General features: G+C 75.4%; 3 protein-coding genes. All 3 read right to left on the minus strand.

What is annotated here, in order from left to right:
- Positions 1 to 29: 29 nt before the first annotated feature.
- The 3 genes from JXZ78_RS08425 to JXZ78_RS08435 are packed head-to-tail and all read right to left on the minus strand — an operon-like array spanning position 30 to position 21,949.
- On the minus strand, positions 30 to 251 hold the full coding sequence (locus tag JXZ78_RS08425; RefSeq protein WP_030021821.1) for an MbtH family protein: 222 nt from the start codon (positions 249 to 251) through the stop codon (positions 30 to 32).
- Positions 248 to 6,865, minus strand: a complete 6,618-nt coding sequence (locus JXZ78_RS08430) for a non-ribosomal peptide synthetase (protein ID WP_238782756.1) — start codon at positions 6,863 to 6,865, stop codon at positions 248 to 250. The genes JXZ78_RS08425 and JXZ78_RS08430 overlap by 4 nt, the downstream gene beginning before the upstream one ends.
- Before the next feature lie 36 nt (positions 6,866 to 6,901).
- Positions 6,902 to 21,949 carry a non-ribosomal peptide synthetase gene (locus JXZ78_RS08435; RefSeq protein WP_238782757.1) on the minus strand — a complete coding sequence of 5,016 codons (15,048 nt, stop codon included), beginning with the start codon at positions 21,947 to 21,949 and terminating at the stop codon, positions 6,902 to 6,904.
- Positions 21,950 to 21,991 lie beyond the last annotated feature (42 nt).

Here is a 21,991-nt window from a genome sequence, read left to right on the forward strand (position 1 = left end):
GCCCCCTCCATGGCCGTGCGAACGAGCGGTTATGCGTTGCCGCTCGCGCTCATTTCCGCGATGAGACTCTTCGGACGCATATCCGTCCAGTTCTCGTCGATGTAGTCGAGGCATTCCTGACGCCCGGCTTCTCCGTGCACGGAGGTCCAGCCTTGCGGAATTTCCGCGAAGGCGGGCCAGAGCGAGTGCTGGCCCTCGTCGTTGACGAGCACCAGGAAGGTGCCGTTCTCGTTGTCGAACGGATTGGTCATGACGGGTTCCTTTCCCCTGTCGGCCGCACGGCCTGGAGTTTTTCCGCTACGACGCGCCCGATCTGTGCCAAGGGCGCGGGCTGGAGCATGTCGTTGTGGTCGACGGCGATGTCGTGGGTGTCGATGTCGCCCGCGACGAAGGTCCGCCAGCTGGCGACGGCGTCCCACGCCTGGGAGTTCTCGGGCCGGCCGACGGTGGCGACGAAGACCACGAGGTCGCCGCCGAACCGCTTCGGGGTGTAGCCGTAGGAGAGCCGGCCGGAGTTGACGGTCACTTCCCTGATGGCGGTCAGGAGCTGGTCGTCCAGCCCCAGCCCGGCGCCGCCACCGTCACCGCCGGGCTCCCCGGCGCCCTCCGGCGGCCCCTGCTCGCCCAGCTCGCGGCGCATCGTGACGTCCTCGCCCTCGCGGGCGGCGGGCGTCTCGTCGAAGAACTCGCCGGTGTCCCCGCCCAGGTAGGTGTCGAGCAGGGCGAGCAGGGCGACCTTCTCGCCCTGGGCCTCCAGGGCGGTGGCGACCGCGTAGGCCACCGTACCGCCGAAGGACCAGCCGAGGAGGTGGTACGGGCCGCTGGGCTGGACGGTGCGGATCTGGTCGACGTAGTCGGCGGCCATCTCCTCCATGGTCAGCGGCAGCGGCTCGGGCCCGGACAGGCCGCGGGCCTGGAGCCCGTAGACCGGCCGGTCGGCGGGCAGGTGCGGCAGCAGGCCCCGGTAGCCCCAGCTCAGCCCCAGGCTGGGGTGGAGGCAGAAGAGCGGCGGCAGGCTGCCCTGGGTGCGCAGCGGCAGCAGGACGCCGAGGTCGCCCCGGCTGGTGCCGCGGGCCGCGCCGGTACGGGCCGTGCGCACGCTGCTCGCGTCCGCCACGGTGATCAGGCCGGCCGTACTGCGCCGGGCCCGGTCGCCGGTGTGCAGCATCCGCTCGCCGGACGGGCCGAAGGGATCGGCGACGAACCGTTCACCGGTCCGCGCGGAGCCGCCCGCGTAGCCGTGTGCCGCCGCCGCGCCCGCGACGTACAGGTCGCCGGTGACGCCGGGCGGGACCGGCCGCAGCCGCTCGTCGAGGACGTAGGCGCGGGTGTTGTGCACCGGCCGGCCCGTGGGCAGCGGCGACGGTACGGACTCGCCCGGGGCCGCGCGGTGTTCGAGCCAGGGACCGGCCGTCCCGGCGGCGGCGTGGCCGGTGACCACGGTGACGTCCGGGTGCATCGCCCGCCACTTCAGCAGGCCGTCGTCGGCCTCCGGCGTGCCCGCCGACACCGCGAGGACCTCCGTGGGCCGCTGCCCGTCCGGCAGTTCGGTGAGCGTCGGCAGCAGGTCCCGGGTGGTCACCAGCAGCCGTGCGGTGCCGGACCCGGCGGGCGTACGGGCGTCCTCGGGGGCGCCGAGCCGGACGCTGCCGCCGCCGCACAGGGCCGCGAGCAGCGGGGTGACGAGCGCGGCGACGGGGGCCCGGGTGTCGAGCAGTGCGGTGCCGCCGACCGCCGGGGTGGCCTGGGCGCGGTACGCCGTCTGGCCGGCCAGTGTCCGGTGGTCGACGACGGCCGCGGGGCCGTCCGGTGCCGTGCCGTCCAGCACCAGCGCGGGCTGGGCGGGCAGCGGCGGCCGGAACTCCGGTCCCGCCGTGGCGGCGGCGCCGGATGCGGCGGTCAGCGGGCCGTCCAGGACGACGGTCGGCACCGGACCGTCCGCGGACAGCCGCGCGGCCGTGGCCGGCGTGCAGACCAGGGCGGCGGGCCGGCTCGCGCGCAGGCCGGTCACGATGTCCTCGGCCGGCCGGTGGGAGTCCACGAGGCGGCAGGCGGCGCCGGCCTTCAGGACGCCGGTCAGGGCGACCAGGAAGGCGGTGGTGACCGGTTCCGCCACGGCCACGACGTCCCCGGCGCCGATGCCGCGCTCCGTGAGCCGGCGGGCCAGCGCACCGCTCGCGGTGTCCAGCGCGCCGTGGGTGAGCGCGCCGTCGGGGTCGGTGGCGGCCACCGCGTCCGGGGTGCGGGCCGCCTGCGCGGCCAGCTGCTCGACGACGGTACGGTCCGGGGCCTCGGCCTCGGTGCCGTGGAAGTCCGCCACCAGGCGGCGGAACTCCTCCTCGTCCAGCAGGACGTCCACCTGGCTCAGGGCCAGTTCGGGCTCGGCCGCGAGCTGTTCCAGTACGCGTACCAGCCGGTCGGCGAACGCCTGCGCGGTGTCCTGGTCGAACAGGTCGGTGGCGTACGTGAGGTGGCCGTCCATGCCGTCCGCTGAACCGTCGGCGCGCTGCCGCTCGGTCAGACCGACCGACAGGTCCAGTTCGCCGGTCGCGCCGCCCACGTCGAGACGGCCGGTGCGCAGCCCGGGCAGCTCCCACGGGTCCCACACCTCGGTCTTGCCCTCATGGACGTCCAGGCCGACCTGGAAGACGGGGTGCCGGTCCACGGAGGGCGGCAGCGGCAGCGCGTCCACCAGGCGCTCGAAGGGCACGTCCTGGTGGTTGACGGCCTCCCGGTGGACCTGCTGGACACGGCGCAGCAGTTCGAGGAAGCCGGGGTCGCCGGAGGTGTCCGTCCGCAGGGCCAGCGGGCCGTCGAAGGGACCCACCAGCCCTTCCAGGCCGTCCTCGTCCCGGCGTGCCCGGGTGGTGCCGAGGACGATGTCGGTGCCCGCGCCGAGCCGGGTGAGGAGCAGGGCCAGCGCGGCCTGGACGACCATGAAGCCGGTGGCTTCGCGGGGTTCGGCCGCCGCCATCAGCCGGGCGTGGGCCGCCGCGTCGAGACGCAGCGGTACGCGCTCGACGCGCCGGGAGGGCAGTGCGGGCCGCGGCCGGTCGGTGGGCAGTTCCAGTTCGCCGGCCAGTCCTGCCAGGGCGTCCTGCCAGTACGTGAGCTGGTCGTTGACCAGGCTCTCCGGCTCGTCGGCGCCGCGCAGCAGCTCCTGTTCCCACACGGCGTAGTCGGCGAACTGGAGGGGCAGCGGTGCCCGTTCGGGTGCCCGGCCTTCGCAGCGCGCGCCGTACGCCGCCGACAGGTCGCGGAAGAGCGGGTCGAGGGACTGGTCGTCCGCGGCGATCCGGTGGACGGTGACCAGCAGGACGTGGTCGGTGTCCGACAACGTGAACAGGTGCGGTGCCCAGGGCACTTCCCGGGTCAGGTCGAAGGTGCGGGCGGCGCGGTCGGCCATCAGGTCCGGCAGGTCCTCCTCGGTGGCCGTGGTCACCGTCAGCCGCGGCCGGGCCGCTTCGTCGGTGGCGGGCACGATGTGCTGGCGCAGCTCGTTGCGGGCGCCGGAGAAGGTGGTCCGCAGGATCTCGTGCCGGGCCGCCACGTCACCGAGCGCGGCTTCCAGTGCCGTGCGGTCCAGCGCGCCGGTCAGGCGCAGCGCGGCCGAGAACTGGTGGGCCGGGCCGCTGTCGTGCAGCCGGGTCAGCAGCCAGGTGCGCAGCTGGGCGACGGTGGCGGGTGCCTCGCCGTCGTGGCCGGCCGGGTTCAGGACCGGGCGGGCCTTCGTGGCCAGGGTGCGGGCCACGCCCGCCGCGGTGGGCGCGCTGAAGAACTGCCGCAGGTTCAGCGCCGCGTCGAACTCCTCGCGGATGCGCCCGATCAGGCGCATCGCCAGGCCGGACTCCCCGCCCAGCTCGAAGAAGTCGTCGTCGGCGCCGACCTGTTCGAGTTTGAGGACGTCGGCGAAGAGGCCGCAGAGGGTCTCCTCGGTCTCGTTCTGCGGCGCCCGCCGGGAGACCCGTTCGGCGAAGTCGGGCGCGGGCAGGGCCTTGTGGTCGACCTTGCCGTTGGCGGTGACGGGCAGCGCGCCCATCACGATCACCGCGGCCGGGACCATGTAGCCGGGCAGGACCTTGGCGGCGTGGTCGCGTACCTCGTCGGAGTCGACCTCCTGGCCGTCCGGGACGACGTAGCCGACCAGCAGCCGCTCGCCCGGCCGGTCCTCGCGGGCCGCGACCACGGCCTGGCCGACCGCCGGGTGCGCGGTCAGGGCCGCCTCGACCTCGCCGAGCTCCACCCGGAAGCCGCGGACCTTGACCTGGTCGTCGGCGCGGCCGGCGAACAGCAGCTCGCCCGCCTCCGTCCACCGCACCAGGTCGCCGGTGCGGTACATCCTCCCCCCGCCTTCGGCCGGGGGGACCCCCGTGCCGGGGGCGAACGGGCAGGCCACGAAGCGTTCCGCGGTCAGCGCGCTGCGGCCGAGGTAGCCGTGGGCCAGTCCGGCGCCGGCCACGTACAGTTCGCCCACGGTGCCCGCGGGCACCGGCTGGAGGAACGCGTCCAGCACATAGACCTGCCGATTGCCCAGCGGGCGGCCGATCGGCAGCACCGCGGCCGGCTCGTCGTCCGGCCGGGTCAGGTGCCAGGTGGCGCACAGGGTGGTCTCGGTCGGTCCGTACAGGTGGCGTACGGCGGTGCCGGGGCAGGCCGCGCGTACCCGGTCGACGGCCGCGGCGGGCACCACGTCACCGCCGGTCAGCACCTCGCGCAGGCCGTGCAGGCACTCCGGCGACTCCTCCGCCACGACGCGGAACGTGCCGGCCGTCAGGTGCACCGCGCTCACGCCGGCGGCGACCGCGGCGCGGATGTCCTGGGCGTCCACCGCGCCCGGCGCGGCGACCACCACGCGGCCGCCGGAGGCCAGCGGCACCCAGATCTCGAACAGGGAGGCGTCGAAGGCGTGCGGCGCGTGCATGAGCACCGCGTCCCGCGGGCCCACCGACCAGCCCAGGTCGCCGACCAGGCCGGCCACGCTGCCGTGCGGTACGGCCACGCCCTTGGGCACCCCGGTCGAGCCCGAGGTGTACATGACGTACGCGAGGTCCTCCGCTCCCACGCGTACCGGCACCAGGGCGTCGGCCGGGCTCACCGCGACGGCGGCCGGGGTCCGGTCGTCGTCCAGCACCACCAGTTCCGCGGCGGCGTCGACGGGCACCGCGTCACGGGTGGCCCGGGTGCACACGACCGCCGACGGGCCGGAGTCGGCCAGCAGGAACGCGACGCGCTCGGCCGGGTACCCGGGGTCCACCGGCACGTACCCGGCGCCTGTCTTCCACACCGCGAGCAGCGTCACGAGCAGGTCGGCGGAGCGGTCCATCAGCACGGCGACCCGGTCGCCGCGCGCCACGCCGCGGTCCGCGAGGTAGGCCGCGAGGCGGTCCGACTCCCGGGCCAGTTCGGCGTAGGACAGGGAGCGCCGCGGGTCGCTCACCGCGACGGCGCCCGGCACCTGCGCGGCCTGTCCGGCGATCAGCTCCGGCACCGAGGTGCCGGGGGTCTTGGCGGCGGTGGCGTTCCAGCCCGCCAGCACCAGGTCGCGTTCCTGGTCCTCCAGGACGCCGACGCGGCCCACCGGCATCGTGGGGTCGGCGGCGAGCTGGGTGAGCACCCGGACCACCCGCTGCCCGATCAGCCGGGTCGCCTCCTCGCCGAACAGGTCGGGGCGGGAGGACAGCCGCAGGCTGATGCGGTCGCCGGGGAACACGCCGAGGGTGATCGGGTAGTGCGCCGCGTTGCGGGACAGCCCGGCCGGCTCCAGGGTCAGGGCCCGCGGGTCGTCCGGTCCGGCGGGCGGGCGCGGGAAGCTCTCGTAGACCACGAGGGTGTCGAAGGACGCGCCGGGCCCGGCGAGCTGCTGCACCTCGGACAGGCCCAGGTGCTGGTGCGGGAGGAGCGCCGACTGGCGTTCCTGGAGCGCGCTGAGCATGTCGATCGCGGGCTGTCCGCCGTCGAGCCGTACCCGTACCGGCAGGGTGTTGATGAACAGGCCGACCATCGACTCGACGTGCGGCAGGTCGTGCGGGCGGCCCGCGACGGTGGCGCCGAAGACCACGTCGGTACGGCCGGCCAGCCGGGCCAGTACCAGCGCCCAGGCGCCCTGGAAGAGGGTGTTGAGGGTCAGTCCGTAGCGGCGGGCCAGGTCGGTCAGCTCCCTGGAGGGCCCCTCGGGGATGTCGATCAGGACGTCCTCGGGCACCACACTGGCGCGGGTGCGGTCCGCCGGGACCACCAGGGTGGGCTCGTCGGCACCGGCCAGCTCGGCGCGCCACGCCTCGCGGGCGGCGTCCTTGTCCTGCCGGTTGAGCCAGGCCAGGTAGTCGCGGTAGGAGGCGGTCGGCGGGAGCGCGGTGGCGTCGCCGCCCGCCGCGTACGCCGCGGACAGCTCGGTGAGGACGATCGGCATCGACCAGCCGTCCATCAGGATGTGGTGGCTGGTGACGACCATCCGGTGCCGGCCGGCGCCGAGGCGGATCAGCAGGACCCGCAGCAGGGGCGCGGTGGCCAGGTCGAAGCGGCGGGCGCGCTCGGCGTCGGCCAGCCGCCCGGCCTCGGCCTCGGCGTCGTCCGGGGCGAGGCCGGACAGGTCGGCCTCCTGCCAGGGCAGTTCCACCTCACGGGCGATGACCTGCACCATGCGGGCCCCGCTGACCCGGCGGAAGCAGGCGCGCAGGGCCGCGTGCCGGGTGACCAGGGTCTGCCATGCCGCGCGCAGCCGGCCCGCTTCCAAGGGGCCGTTGACGGCGTGTGCGGACTGCACCGTGTAGACGTCCGGCCCCTCCTCGTCAAAGGTGGCGTGGAAGAGCAGCCCCTCCTGAAGTGGTGACAGCGGCCACACGTCCTCGACCATGGATCGGGTCATCGCTTTCTCCTCACAACGCCTCGTCGTGCTCGGTCGCTAGTCATTGCTGAACCCGGCTTCCAGCTCGTCGATCTGCTGCTGGGCGAGATCGAGGAGGCCGAAGTCGGAGGGGGTGTGACCGCCCGCCGTGGGATCGGTGGTGTGCGCGGCCAGGGCGGCCAGCAGGTCCAGCCAGGCCCGGCCGACGCGCTCGGCCACCGCGTCCGCGGTGTGGGCGGTCCGGCCGAGCGTGAGGGTCAGTTCCGGCTCGTCCGGGGTGCCCCGGAGGACGGTGCTCGCCTCCAGGTCGTACGGGGCGGCCGGGCCCTGCCGGGTCGTGCCGCCGGTGGCCGCGGGCCCGGCCGGCTGCCAGGGCGTGTCCGCGGGTCCGGTGCGGATCCGGTCCCGGTGGGTGAAGGAGAGGCGGGGTTCCGGCAGGGCGTCCGGGCCCGCGCCGGCCCCGGGGTCGGCACGCAGGTGTTCCTTGACGGCCTTCAACAACGTACCGGCCGCCGGTCCGCCTGCCCAAGCCCCGTCCAAATCGGTGCCGGACAGGTCCAGCCGCACGGGGCGGGTGCGGGTGAACCGGCCGACGGTACGGGCCAGTTCCCCGTCGTCCGCGTCCGGCGTCGACCGCCTGCCGTCCGTCTCGACGGCCACCAGGACAGGATCGCCGTCCCCCTGGCGGGCGATGGCGCCCGCCAGGGCCGCGAGCAGCACCTCGTCGGGCTCGCAGTGGTAGAGCGGCAGGGTGCGGTGCAGCAGGGTGGCCGCGGTGTCGCGCGGTACGGTCCACGTCCGGTGCTGTACGGGCCCGGCGGCGAGCCGTTCCCCGGTGGTGGTCCCGCTCTCCTCGGCCGACGGCGCGTCCAGGCCCGCCGCCCACCGCCGGAAGGACGTACCGACGGGTGCGAGTTCCGGTACGGCGTCGGCCGCCACGGCGGCGCAGGCCGCCGCGAGGTCGGTGACCAGGACGCGCCAGGACGGCTCGTCCACGACGAGGTGATGGGCTGCCAGGGCCAGCCGCCCGGTACGCCCGTCCCCGGCGTCGAGCCACACGGCGCGGAGCGCGGGGCCGGTGGCGGGGTCCAGCTGTTCCGCCGCCTCGCGGCCCGCCCGGTCCGCGACGGCGTCCAGGTCGTCGTCGGGGATGCGGGTGCCGTCGATACGGAGGACGGCCGAGCCGGCATCCACCGTGCCGCGTTCACCGGCCACCAGCACCGGCCGCCCGTCGTCGTCCGGCCGTACCCGGGCCCGCAGCATGTCGTGCGTGTCCAGTACGGCGGCGAGGCCGGCGGTCAGGGTGTGCGCCCGCAGACCGGCCGGTGCGGTCACGACGATCCACTCGGCGAGGCCCCGGGCAAAGGCGTGCGCGCCGAGTTCCCGCACGGCGGGGGTCGGTGCGATCTCACCGGTGCCCACGTTTCCGGCCGCCCGTGCGCGGTCCGCCGCCTGGGCCGATTCCACGGCCTCGGCGAGGCGTTCGGGGGTCGGCTGCTCGAAGACCTGGCGTGGTGTCAGGGTCAGTCCGGCGCGGCGGGCCCGGGAGGCCAGCTGCATCGACATGACGGAGTCGCCGCCGACGTGGAAGAAGTTGTCGTCGATACCCACCCGTTCGAGGCCGAGGACCTCGGCGAACAGGGCGCACAGGGTCTCTTCCACCGGAGTGCGCGGCGCGCGTCCGGATACCTGGCCGGCGAAGTCCGGCGCGGGCAGCGCCGCGCGGTCGATCTTGCCGTTCGGGGTGAGCGGCAGCCGGTCCAGCGGCACCAGGGCCGCGGGGACCATGTACTCGGGCAGCCGCTCGGCGACGTGTTCGCGCAGGGCGGCCAGCAGCGCTCCGGTGTCGCGGCCCGCGGCGGGCGCGTTGGTCCACGCCGTCAGCGGGGCCGCCGGGTCCGCCGGGCCCGCTGCGGGGACGTACGTGTCCACCGGCGCGCTGCCGTCGGCCAGGTCGGCGCGGACGAACGCGAGGTCCAGTGTCTCCGGCGTGCCGGTGGACCAGGTGGCGCCCACCCAGTAGCCCAGGCTCTCCCCCAGCTCGTGGAACGCCTCGACGTCGGGGGTGCCGCCGCCCGGGCGCCGGTGTCCCGTACCGGCGGCTTCCGGCTGTGCCGGGCCCCCGCCGTCCTGGACGGTACGGGCGAGCGCCGCCTCGTGCGCGACCCGGGTGTTGGGCACACCGGTGACGCGCAGCCGGTCCGGGCGTTCGGCGTCCAGGTGACGCCGCAGCGCGGCGAGGCCGCCGTGGTGACCGGCCCAGTCCCGCGCGGGCGCGCCGTCGAGGGAGAGCACGGCGGCTCCCCGCTTGTGCAGCGTCACGTCGTAGCGGTAGCGGGTCAGCTCGTTGTGGTGGTGTCCGCGCTTGAGCTGGATGTCCACTCCGGCGGCGTCCGGCAGCCGGTCCCGCAGCGCGGTGAAGAACTCCGGGTCGACCAGGAGTTCCTTCTCCAGGACGACACTGCGCTCCACGGCCCGCCGCAGTGCGGCCGGGTCGCCGTCGTGCGCCGCGCGGCCCGCGTGCACGGCGGTGGCCAGCGCCCGCAGGAGACGGACGTTGCGTACGTCGCCGACGAACAGCGCGCCGCCCGGCGCCAGCAGCCGTACGGCCCGCTCGACGACCTCCTGGAGGTATCCGGCGTTGGGGAAGTACTGCGCGACCGAGTTCAGCACGATCGTGTCGAAGTACCCGGCGGGCAGGCCGTCGTCCTCGTGCGCGGCCTGGGTGCGCAGCTCGACCCGTTCGGCCAGCTCCTTGTCGGCGTTCACGTGCCGGCGCAACTCCTCGATCGCCGAGGCGGAGAAGTCGGTGCCCCAGTACGTCTCGCAGTGGGGCGCGATGTGCGACAGCAGCAGGCCGGTGCCGACACCGAGCTCCAGCACCCGGCGGGGGCGCAGGGCCCGGATGCGTTCGACGGTGCGGGCCCGCCATTCGCGCATCTGCTCCAGCGGGATGGGCTGCCCGTCGTAACTGCTGTTCCACCCGGCGAAGTTCTCGCCGAGGACGTCGGACTCCGGGTTGGCGTGCAGCGTGTCGTACAGGTCCTGCCACTCGCCGACGTGTTCCTGTTCGAGCCGTTCGTCGCGGTCGCCGGTGCCGGTGTCCGCGACCACGTAGCCGACCAGGCGGCGTTCGCCGGGCCGGTCCTCGCGGGCCACCACGACGGCCTGGGCCACGGCCGGGTGGGTGGCCAGCGCGGCCTCCACCTCGCCCGGCTCGACGCGGTAGCCGCGCACCTTGACCTGGGCGTCGGCGCGGCCGACGAAGACCAGGTCGCCGTCCTCGGTCCAGCGCGCCACGTCGCCGGTGCGGTACATCCTCCCCCCGCCTTCGGCCGGGGGTACCCCCATGCCGGGAGCGAACGGGCAGGCCACGAAGCGTTCGCCGGTCAGGCCCGGCCGGTCGAGGTAGCCGCGGGCGAGGTTGACGCCGGTGACGTACAGCTCGCCGGCGACGCCCGGCGGCACCGGCTGGAGGAAGGCGTCCAGCACGTACGTACCGGAGTTGGCGATCGGCCGGCCGATCGGCACCTCCTCGGCGTCCGGTGTCAGCGGGGCGCTCATCGCCGCGCACACCGTCGTCTCGGTCGGCCCGTACGCGTTGACCATGCGCCGGGTCCCGGCCCAGCGGGCGGGCAGGCCCGGCGGGCAGGCCTCGCCCGCCACGGTCAGCGTCTCCAGCGTCGCGGGCAGTTCCTCGGCCACCGCCAGCACGCTCGGCGGGACCGTGGCGTGGGTGATGTCCCAGCGGCGCAGCGCGGCGCCCAGCGCCACGTGGGGCGGCAGTCCCTCCGCGCCGGGGACGACCGAGGCGGCGCCGGACAGCAGGGCCATGCACAGTTCGGAGACCGCGGCGTCGAAGCTCAGCGACGCCATCTGCAGGACCCGGGACTCCGGTGTCACCGCGAACCGTTCGATCTGGGCGCGGGCCAGGTTGCCCACGCCCGTGTGCGGGACGACGACGCCCTTGGGCCGCCCGGTGGAGCCGGACGTGTAAGTAACGTACGCGGCGTGGGCCGGGCGCAGCGGCGCGGTCCGCTCGGCGTCGGTCAGGGGGCCGCCCGGCAAGGCCGCGATCTCGGCCGCGACCTCCGGGTCGTCCAGGACCACGACGCGCCCGGTGTACCCGTCCGGCACGACGTGCCGGGTCCTTGTGGTGCACAGCACGACCGGCGGTCCGGCGTCGGCGAGGACGTACGCCACGCGCTCCGCCGGGTGTGCCGGGTCCACCGGTACGAACGCGCCGCCCGCCGCCGCCACGGCCAGTACGGCGGTCACCATGGCCGCCGACCGCTGCACGGCGACCGCGACGCGCTGCTCCGGTCCGACGCCGAGCCCGGTCAGGTAGCGGGCCAGGCGGCCGGCCTCCTGCGCCAGTTCGCCGTAGGTCAGTGTGCGGTCGTCCGACACCAGGGCCGTCGCGTCCGGGGACGCGGCGGCTTGGCGGGCGAACAGGTCCGGCAGGGTGGCGGCCGGGGCCGGCACCGCGGTCCGGTTCCACCGCGTCTCGACCAGCTCGCGTTCGTCCTCGCCCAGCAGCCGTACGCGGCCCACGGGCGTCGTCGGGTCGGCGACCACCTGTTCCAGGGCCCGGACCAGTGCGGCCTGCATCCGCTCGGCGCGGGCGCGCGGGAAGACGTCCGGGCGGTAGATGAAGTCGCCCTGGGCGCGCTCTCCGGGGGCCACGATCCAGGTGAGGGGGTAGTGGCCGCGGTCCTCGGGGATGCCGGCCGGGCGTACCGCGAGGGAGTCCGGGTCGGCGGGCGCCTCGGGCGGCTGCGGGTAGTTCTCGTAGACCACGAGCGTGTCGAAGGTCGCGCCGGGCCCGGCGAGGTGCTGGATCTCCGGCAGCCCGACGTGCTGGTGGGCCATCAGCGCGGTACGGCGGCGCTGGAGGTCGGTGAGCATGTCGACGACCGGCTGGGCGCCGTCCAGGTGCACGCGGACCGGCAGGGTGTTGATGAACAGGCCGATCATCGACTCGACGCCCGGCAGCTCCGGCGGGCGGCCGGCCACGGTGGTCCCGAAGACCACGTCGGCGCGGCCGGTCAGCCGGGCCAGCAGCAGGGCCCACATGCCCTGGAGCACGGTGTTCGTGGTCAGGCCGAGGCCGCGGGTCAGCTCGGTCAGCCGCCGGGTGAGGTCGTCGGTCAGCTCGAAGCGGATGCGTTCCGGCACGGCGGGTGCCCGGACCAGTTCGGCCGGGACCACGCTGGTCGGCTCGTCCACCCCGGCCAGTTCCGCCCGCCACGCGGCCCGGGCGGCCGCCTTGTCCTGGCGGTCCAGCCAGGTCAGGTACTCGCGGTAGGAGGTGGCCGGCGGCAGCGTGCGGTCGTGGCCGCCCGCCGCGTACACGGCGGCCATCTCGTTGATGAGCACCGGCAGCGACCAGCCGTCCTTGACGATGTGGTGGCTGGTCAGCACCAGCATGTGCCGCCGCTCGCCGAGCCGGACCAGCAGCAGCCGCAGCAGCGGTGCGACCGTCAGGTCCAGCCGGTGCTCGCGGTCGCCGTCGGCCAGTTCCTGGAGGGCGGCCGGTACGGCGTCGGCAGGCACGTCCGACAGGTCGGCCTCGCGCCACGGCAGCGGCACGTCCCGGGCGATGACTTGCACGGTCTCGCCCGACGCGCGCGGGTGGAAGCTGGCCCGCAGGGACGGGTGGCGGACCAGCAGCGTCTCCCACGTGGCCCGCAGCCGGGCGACGTCGAGCGGGCCGGTCAGCTCCATCATCCGCTGGCCCTCGTAGATGTCCGGGCCGTCCTCGTCGAACGCGGCGTGGAACAGCAGCCCTTCCTGGAGGGGTGACAGCGGCCAGATGTCGGCCAGGGACGGCACGGCCGTCTCCAGCTCCTCCACGGTGTCCTGCGTCAGCTCCAGGAGGGAGAAGTCGGAGGGAGTGTGCCCGCCCGCGCCCGGCCCGTCGGTGTGCGCGGCCAGGCCGCCGAGCGCCGTGAGCCAGTCCTGGCCGAGCCGTTGTACGGCGTCCTCGTCCAGCAGTCCGCCGGGCCAGCTGAGGGTCAGGGTCAGGGCGGGCCCGTCGGGGCCGTCCTGGACCACCGCGCCCGCTTCCAGGGCATGCCGGGCGGGCATGCTGTCGTCCACCGAGCCGCCGAGCGCCGCCTCACCGGCCATCTGCCAGGGCGCGGCCGTCTCCGGCGCGGCCCCGGCGGTGAAGCGGCCGAGGTAGTTGAAGGCGATCTGCGGGGCGGGGAGGGCGGCCAGGGCGGGGCCGGTCTCCGGGTTGAGGTGGCGCAGCAGTTCGTAGCCGAGGCCGTCGCCGGGCACGGCGCGTGCCTGTTCCTTGACGGTCTTGAGCAGCGCCCCGGCCGCGGACCCGCCCGCCAGGGCCTGGGCCAGGTCGAGGCCGGACAGGCGCAGCCGCAGCGGGTGCGTGCTGGTGAACCAGCCGACCGTACGGGAGAGATCCGCGCCCGCGACCGGCTCGCGCCCGTGTCCTTCGACGTCCACCAGGACTCCGGCGCCGGTTTCCTGGCCGCGCTCCTGCTGCCGCCGGGTCACGGCGGCGGCCAGCGTGGCCAGCAGCACGTCGTGGACGCCGCAGTGGAAGGCGGCGGGTGTCCGGGCCGCCAGGACTGCGGCCGCGGTGGCGGGCACGGTCCAGGTGAGGCGTCGGACGGTGGCCGCGGTGTCCTGCTCCGGGTCGAGTGCGCGCTCGCCCACCAGCGGGTCCGGGCCGTCCAAGAGGGCGGTCCAGTGCTCCAGTTCGGCGGTGCGTGCAGGGTCCGCGGCCTGTTCGGTGAGCAGGGCCGACCACTGGGCGAAGGTCGTGCCGACCGGGTCGAGGTCCGGCTCACGGTCCGCCGCGACGGCTTCGCAGGCGGCTTGCAGGTCCGGGACGAGAATGCGCCAGGAGACGCCGTCGACGACCAGGTGGTGGACGGCGAGCACCAGCCGGCCGGTCCGCGCGGGACCGGCGTCCAGCCACACCGCCTGCACCAGGACGCCGTCGGCGGGCGCCAGGCGCCGTACCGCCTCCTGCGCGGCCCGGTCAGCCGCCCCGTCCAGGCCGTCGTCCGGTACGTGCGTGGCGTCGGCACGGCTGACCAGCGCGGCAGCGTCCACCGCGCCGCGCGGGGCGACGTGCAGCGCCGGTTCGGGGCCGTCGGTCACCTTGGCCCGCAGCATGGCGTGGGTGTCCAGTACGGCGGCCAGCCCGGCGGCCAGCACGTCCTGGCCGAGCCCGGCCGGGGCGCCCACGACGACCCACTGCGCGAACTCGCCGCGTGTCGCGGCGGGTACGCCGAGGGCCCGTACGACCGGGGTCCACGCGACCTCACCCGATCCGGTGTCGGCCGGTTCCGGCGCGGCCGCGGTGTCGTCCCCGGCCGTCTCGGCCACCTCGGCCAGCCGTTCCGGGGTCTTCTCCTCGAACACCTGCCAGGGCGTGACGACCACCCCGGCGCGCCGGGCCCGTGACACCAGTTGCAGCGACATGATCGAGTCGCCGCCCAGCTCGAAGAAGCTGTCCTCGACGCCGACCTGGTCCAGGCCCAGCACCTCGGCGAACAGGGCGCACAGGGTCTCTTCGGTGCCGGTGCGCGGCGCCCGCCGCGAGGCGCGCGCGGCGAAGTCGGGTGCGGGCAGCGCGGCCCGGTCGACCTTGCCGTTCGCGGTCACCGGGAGCGTGTCGAGGACCACCACGGCGGCCGGTACCAGGTACTCGGGCAGCAGCCCGGCCACGTGCTCGCGGACCGCCTCGGCGTCCACGGCCGTCCCGTCCGGCACGACGTACCCGATCAGGCGCCGCTCGCCGGGGCGGTCCTCGCGGGCCACCACCACGGCCTGGGCGACCGCCGGATGCCCGGCCAGCGCCGCTTCCACCTCGCCGGGCTCCACCCGGTAGCCGCGCACCTTGACCTGGGTGTCCGTCCGGCCGGCGAAGACCAGTTCACCGTCGTACGTCCAGTGCGCCAGGTCGCCCGTACGGTACATCCTCCCCCGGCCTTCGGCCGGGGGGACCCCCGTGCCGGGCGGGAACGGGCAGGCGACGAACCGTTCGGCCGTCGCGCCCGCGCGGTCGAGGTAGCCGCGCGCCAGTCCCGCGCCGGCCAGGTACAGCTCACCGTCCACACCCGGCGGCACGGGCCGCAGGAAGGCGTCGAGCACATACGCCCGGCGGCCGTCCAGCGGGCGCCCGATGGGCAGCACGTCGTCCGTCACCGGCTCACCCGGCCGCAGCGGCCGCCAGGTGGCGCACAGGGTGGCCTCGGTCGGCCCGTACAGGTGCCGGACCACGACCTCGGGGCACGCTTCCCGTACGCGGGCGACGGACCCGGCCGGGACCACGTCGCCGCCGGTCAGCACCTCGCGCAGGCCCGCGAAGCAGTCCGGGGACTCCTCGGCGACCACACGGAACAGGCCAGCCGTGAGGTGCACGGCCGTCACGCCCGCCGCCACCGCCTCACGGACGCGCCGGGCGTCGACCGTGCCGGGGGCGGCGACCACCACGCGGCCGCCGGTGGCCAGCGGTGCCCAGATCTCGTACAGCGAGGCGTCGAAGACGTGCGGAGCGTGCAGCAGTACCGCGTCGTCCGGGCCGAGGGCCCAGCCGCGGTCCGCCGCCAGTGCCGCCACACCGCCGTGCGGCACGCCGACGCCCTTCGGCACGCCGGTGGAGCCGGAGGTGTACATCACGTACGCCAGGTCGTGTGCAGACACCGGCGGTCGCGGGCCTCCGGTCGGGCAGGCCGCCACGGCCGCCCGTACCTCCGGCGTGTCCAGCACGACCACCTGCCCGGCCGCGTCCGCCGGCACCGCAGCCCGTGTGGCCTCGGTGCACAGCACGGCCGACGGGCCCGAGTCGGCCAGCATGAACGCGACCCGTTCCGCCGGGTATCCGGCGTCGACCGGCACGTACGCCGCTCCGGCCTTCCAGATGCCCAGCAGCACCGCGATCAGGTGGGCCGAGCGCTCCATCATCACCGCGACCCGGTCGCCACGGCCTGCGCCGAGGCTGCCCAAGTACGCGGCGAGACGGTCCGACTCGGTGTCCAACTCGCCATATTGAACAGTTCGACCCCCGTCGGCCACGGCCACCGCCGAGCGGGCCCGGGCCACCTGACGGGCGAACAGCTCCGGCACCGAGGCGGCGGACAGCGCACCGGCGTCGGACGGCTCCCCGGTGGCAGCCGGGTTCCACTCCGCCACGGCACGGTGGTGCTCCGCCGCGCCCAGGACGCCGATCCGGCCCACGGGCGCCCGCGGGTCCGCCACGACCTGCTCCAGCACGCGGACGACCCGCTCGCCCAGCTGCCGGGCCTCGCGCCGGTCGAACAGGTCCGGCCGGTACGTCACGTAGATCCGCAGCCGGTCGCCGGGGACGACCCCCACGGCCAGCGGGTAGTGCGTGCCCGCCACCAGGTTCGCCTGGGAGATCGTCACCTCGCCGCCCGCCCGCATGGAGGCGGACAGGGTGGCGGTGGTCCGCGGGTAGTTCTCGAACATCAGCATGGTGTCGAAGACCGCGCCGGGACCGGCCAAACCCTGCACCTCCGGCAGGCCGAGGTGCTGATGGGCCATGAGCGCCGACTGGCGCTCCTGGAGGCCGGTGAGCATCCGCAGGACCGGTTCGGCGCCGTCCAGCCGTACCCGTACCGGCTGGGTGTTGATGAACAGGCCGACCATCGACTCGACGTCGGGCAGCTCCGGCGGGCGGCCGGAGACGGTGCCGCCGAACACCACGTCGGTCCGCCCGGCCAGGCGCGCCAGCACCATCGCCCAGGCGCCCTGCACCACGGTGTTGACGGTCAGGCCGTGCTGCCGGGCCAGCTGTGTCAGGGCCCGGGTGCCGTCCTCGGAGAGTTCGGCGGCACCGGTCTCGGGCTCCGCCGGGGCCCGGCCCTGGTCGGAGCGGGCCACCAGGGTGGAGTCCTCGGCGCCGGCGAGTTCCGCCTGCCAGGCGGCGCGCGCGGCGTCCTTGTCCTGCTCGCCCAGCCAGGCCAGGTAGTCGCGGTAGGAGGCGGTCCGCTTCAGGCCCGCACCGTCGCCGCCCGCGGCGTAGGCCGCGCCGAGTTCGTCCAGGACGATCGGCATCGACCAGCCGTCCAGCAGGATGTGGTGGCTGGTGACGACCAGGAAGTGCCGGTTCTCCGCCAGGCGGACGAGGAGCAGCCGCAGCAGCGGGGCCGACGCGAGGTCGAAGCGCCGGGCTCGCTCGTTGGCGGCGAGCCGGTCCAGCGCGGCCTGCCGCTCGGGTTCCGGCAGCGCCGACACGTCCGCCTCGCCCCAGGGCAGTTCGACGTTCCCGGCGACGACCTGCACGGTGTCACCGGACTCCCGCTGGTGGAAGCTCGCCCGCAGCGCGTCGTGCCGGGCGAGCAGCGTCTGCCAGGAGGCGCGCAGCCGGGCGGCGTCCAAGGGGCCGTTCAGTTCCAGCAGCCGCTGGGTCTCGTAGACGTCCGGGCCTTCCTCGTCGAAGGCGGCGTGGAAGAGCAGTCCTTCCTGGAGGGGCGACAGCGGCCAGATGTCCGTCAGGGACGGCACGGCGGTCTCCAGCGCCGTCACGCTCTCCTGGGTGATGTCCAGGAGCGGGAAGTCGCCGGGGGTGTGTCCGCCCGCGCCGGGACTTCCGGAATGGGCGGCCAGGCCGCCGAGGAGGTCCAGCCAGGCCTGGCCGAGTCCGTCCACCGCGGTCTCGTCGAGGAGGGCGGCGGGCCAGCTGAGCGCGAGGTCCAGTTCCGGTCCGTCCGGGGTGTCGCGGACGACGGCGCTCGCCTCCAGGGCGTGCTGAACGGGCAGGTCCGGCGCGGCCGTACCGCCGATCGCGGTGGCGCCGGCCGCCTGCCACGGGCCGACGGCGCCGCCGTCCGCGCCCGCGGTGAAGCGGCCGAGGTAGTTGAAGCCGATCCGCGGGGCCGGGAGGGCGGCCAGGGCGGGGCCGGTCTCCGGGTTGAGGTGACGCAGCAGCTCGTAGCCGAGACCGTCGCCGGGCACGGCGCGTGCCTGTTCCTTGACGGTCTTGAGCAGCGCCCCGGCCGCGGACCCGCCGGCCAGGGCCTGGGCCAGGTCGAGGCCGGAGAGGTCCAGGCGGACCGGGTGGACGCTGGTGAACCAGCCCACCGTACGGGTCAGGTCGGTGCCGTCGAGCGGTTCCCGGCCGTGTCCTTCGACGTCCACCAGGAGCGCGGCGCCGGTGGCGGGTTCCCGGTGGGCGACCGCGCCGGCCAGCGAGGCCAGCAGGACGTCGTGGGCTCCGCAGTGGAACGCCGCCGGGGCGCGGTTCAGCGCGGCCGCGGCCGTCGCGCCGGTCAGCGTCCAGGAGCGGCGGCGCAGGGTGGCCGCGGTGTCGGTGACCGGGTCGGGCGTACGGGTGCCGAGCTGAGGGGCCGTGGTGTCGAGCAGGGCGGTCCAGTCGGCGAGTTCGGCGGTGCGGGCCGCGTCGACAGCCTGGTCGGTGAGCAGCTCCGCCCACCTGCGGAAAGACGTGCCGACGGGATCCAGTTCGGGTACCCCGCCCGCGGCCACCGCTTCGCAGGCTGCTCGCAGGTCGGGGGCGAGGATGCGCCAGGACACGCCGTCCACGACCAGGTGGTGGGCGACCAGGGCCAGCCGTCCGGTCCGGTGCGGGCCGGCGTCCACCCACACCGCCCGGACCATCTCACCGGCGGCCGGGTCCAGCCGGGCGGCGGCCTCGCGGGCCGCGTCCTCGGCGATGCCGTCCAGGGCGTCGTCCGGTGCTTCCGTGGCGTCGGTACGGGTGACCAGCGCGGCGGCGTCCACCGCGCCGCGGCCGGGCACGTGCAGCGTGGGCCGCTCGCCGGTGACGGCCCGGGCCCGCAGGACGGCGTGGGTGTCCAGTACGGCGGCCAGTCCGGCGGTCAGCGCGTCGAGTCCCAGCCCGGCCGGCGCGCCCATGACCATCCACTGGGCGAAGCCGGGACGGGCGGCGCGCTCCCCCAGCGCCCGCATCACGGGCGTCCACGGGATCTCGCCGTCGCCCGTGTCGGAGCCGGTGCGGGCCGCGGCGTCGGCCGGGGCCGCCACCGCCGCCAGCCGCCCGGGCGTCTTGAGGACGAAGACCTGACGTGGCGTCAGCACGAGTCCGGCGCGGCGGGCCCGCGACACCAGCTGCATCGAACCGATCGAGTCGCCGCCCAGCGCGAAGAAGCCGTCGTCGGCCCCCACCCGCTCCAGGCCCAGCACCTCGGCGAACAGACCGCACAGCAGCTCTTCGGCCGGGGTGCGCGGGGCCCGCCCGGCCACCCGCCCGGCGAAGTCGGGGGCGGGCAGCGCCACCCGGTCCACCTTGCCGTTGACCGTCACCGGCAGGGACGGCAGCACCAGCACGGCCGCCGGGACCATGTAGTCCGGCAGCACCTTGGCGACGTGCTCGCGGATCTGGTCCGCGTCCGCCTCCTGCCCGTCGGGCACCACGTAGCCCACCAGGCGCCGTTCACCGGGGCCGTCCGTACGGGCCACGACCACGGCCTGGCCGACGGCCGGGTGCGCGGCCAGCGCCGCCTCCACCTCGCCCAGCTCGACCCGGAACCCGCGCACCTTGACCTGCGCGTCCGCCCGCCCGACGAAGACCAGCTCCCCCTCGGGCGTCCAGCGCACCAGGTCGCCGGTCCGGTACATCCTCCCCGAGCCTTCGGCCGGGGGAACCCCCGTGCCGGTGCCGAACGGGCACGCCACGAAGCGTTCGGCGCTGAGCCCCGCGCGCTGCCAGTAGCCCTGGGCCAGGCCGGTGCCCGCGACGTACAGCTCGCCGACGACATCCGGCGGTACGGGCTGGAGGAACGCGTCCAGGACGTACACCTGCCGGTTGTCCAGCGGACGGCCCACCGGCAGTTCGGCGCCCGCGTCGGCACCGGGCCGCAGGACGTGCCAGGTGGCGCACAACGTGACCTCGGTCGGCCCGTACAGGTGCCGTACGGACACCTCGGGGCACGCCTCACGCACCCGCGCCACCGACGCCGCCGGGACCACGTCACCGCCGGTCAGCACCTCGCGCAGCCCGGCGAAGCACTCCGGCGCGTCCTCCGCGACCACCCGGAACAGCCCGGCCGTGACATGGACCGCCGTCACCCCGCCCGCCACGGCCTCGCGGATGCGCTGCGCGTCCACCGCGCCCGGCCGTGCCACCTCGACGCGGCCGCCGGCCACCAGTGGCGCCCAGATCTCGAACAGCGACACGTCGAAGGCGTGCGGGGCGTGCATCAGCACCACGTCGTCCGGGCCGAGCGCCCAGCCGCGGCTGCCGGCCAGCGCCGCCACGCTCCCGTGCGGTACGGACACGCCCTTCGGTACGCCGGTGGAGCCGGAGGTGTACATCACATACGCCATGTCGTCGCCAGTGAGCGGCAGTTCGGGTGCCCGGCCGCCGTACTCCGCGACCTCCGGCGTGTCCAGCACCACCAGGCGGCCGTCCGCGTCGACCGGCACCGCCGAGCGCGTCGCCTCCGTGCACAGCACCGCCGCCGGCCGCGCGTCGGCCAGCATGAACGCGATCCGTTCCGCCGGATACCCGGCGTCCACCGGCACGTACGCCGCCCCGGCCTGCCACACCGCCAGCAGCGCCACCACCAGGTCGGCGGACCGTTCCAGCACCACCGCGACCCGGTCGCCGCGCCGCACGCCCGCACCGTTCAAGTACGCGGCCAGCCGGCCCGCTTCGGCGTCCAGCCCGCCGTACGTCAGCGTCCGCCGCTCGTCCCGGACGGCCACGGCGTCCGGCGCCGCCGCCACGCGCCGGGCGAACAGCTCCGGCACCGACGGTCCCGCGGCCTCCGCGGCCGTCGCGTTCCAGCCGTCCACGACCAGGTGCCGCTCGTCCGCCCCCAGGACACCGGTCCGGCCCACCGGCGCCGACGGGTCCGCCACCACCTGCTCCAGCACCCGCACCAGCCGGGCGAAGACGGCTTCGGCGGTACGGCGGTCGAACAGGTCCGGGCGGAAGTCGAGCTTGCAGAGCATCCGCTCGCCCGGCACGACGACCAGGGTGAAGGGGTAGTGGGAGGTCTCCCGGCCTTCGAGGAAGCGCAGGGTGAAGGCGTCCGGACCGGTCGCCCCGGCGGGCGCCGCCGGATAGTTCTCGAACACCACCAGGGTGTCGAAGACCGCCCCGGGCCCGCCCAGTTTCTGGATCTCGGCCAGCCCCAGGTGCTGGTGGGACATGAGCGCGGTCTGCCGCTCCTGGATGCCCGCGAGGAGCCGGTGCAGCGGCTGTCCGCCGTCCAGCCGGACGCGGACCGGCAGTGTGTTGATGAACAGGCCCACCATCGACTCGACGCCGGGCAGCGCGTCGGGGCGGCCGGCCACCGTGGCGCCGAACACCACGTCGTCGCGCCCGGCGAGCCGCGCCAGGAGCAGCGCCCAGGCACCCTGCACCACGGTGTTCACCGTCAGCCCGTGGGAGCGGGCCAGCCCCACCAGGCCGCGCGTCAGATCCTCGGGGATCTCGCTGATCAGGCTCTCGGGGACCACCGGCAGCCGGGCCGGGTCGGCCGGTGCCACCAGGGTCGGCTCGTCGTTGCCGGCCAGTTCGGCCCGCCACGCCTGCCGGGCGGCGTCCTTGTCCTGACGGTTCAGCCAGGCCAGGTAGTCGCGGTAGCGGGCCGCCCTGGGCAGCCCGCGCGCGTCACCGTCCGCCGCGTACACCGTGGTGAGTTCGTTGAGCAGCACCGGCATCGACCAGCCGTCCATCAGGACGTGGTGGGAGGTGATGACCAGCCGGTGCCGGTCGGTGCCCAGACGGATCAGCAGCAGGCGCAGCAGGGGCGGCACCGCCGGGTCGAACCGCTCGGCCCGCTCCTCCGCGGCCAGCCGTTCGGCCTCGGCGGCGGCTTCCGCCCCGGCCAGGCCCGACACGTCGGCCTCCCGCCACGGCAGCGTCACCTCGCGCGCGACGACCTGCACCGCGTCACCCGACCTGCGCCGCCGGAAGCCCGCCCGCAGCGCCGGGTGCCGGGCGACCAGCGCCTCCCACGAGGCGCGCAGCCGGTCCGCGTCCAGCGGGCCGTCCAGGGCCAGCGTCCGCTGGCCCTGGTAGACGTCCGGGCCCTCCTCGTCGAAGGCGGCGTGGAACAGCAGCCCTTCCTGCAACGGCGAGAGCGGCCACACGTCCTCGACAAGAGATCGGGTCATCGCTTACTCCTCAAAACGACGTGCGTTCATCGGGCAACGGGT

The sequence above is a fragment of the Streptomyces monomycini genome, from assembly GCF_022271435.1.
Lineage (GTDB): Bacteria > Actinomycetota > Actinomycetes > Streptomycetales > Streptomycetaceae > Streptomyces > Streptomyces monomycini.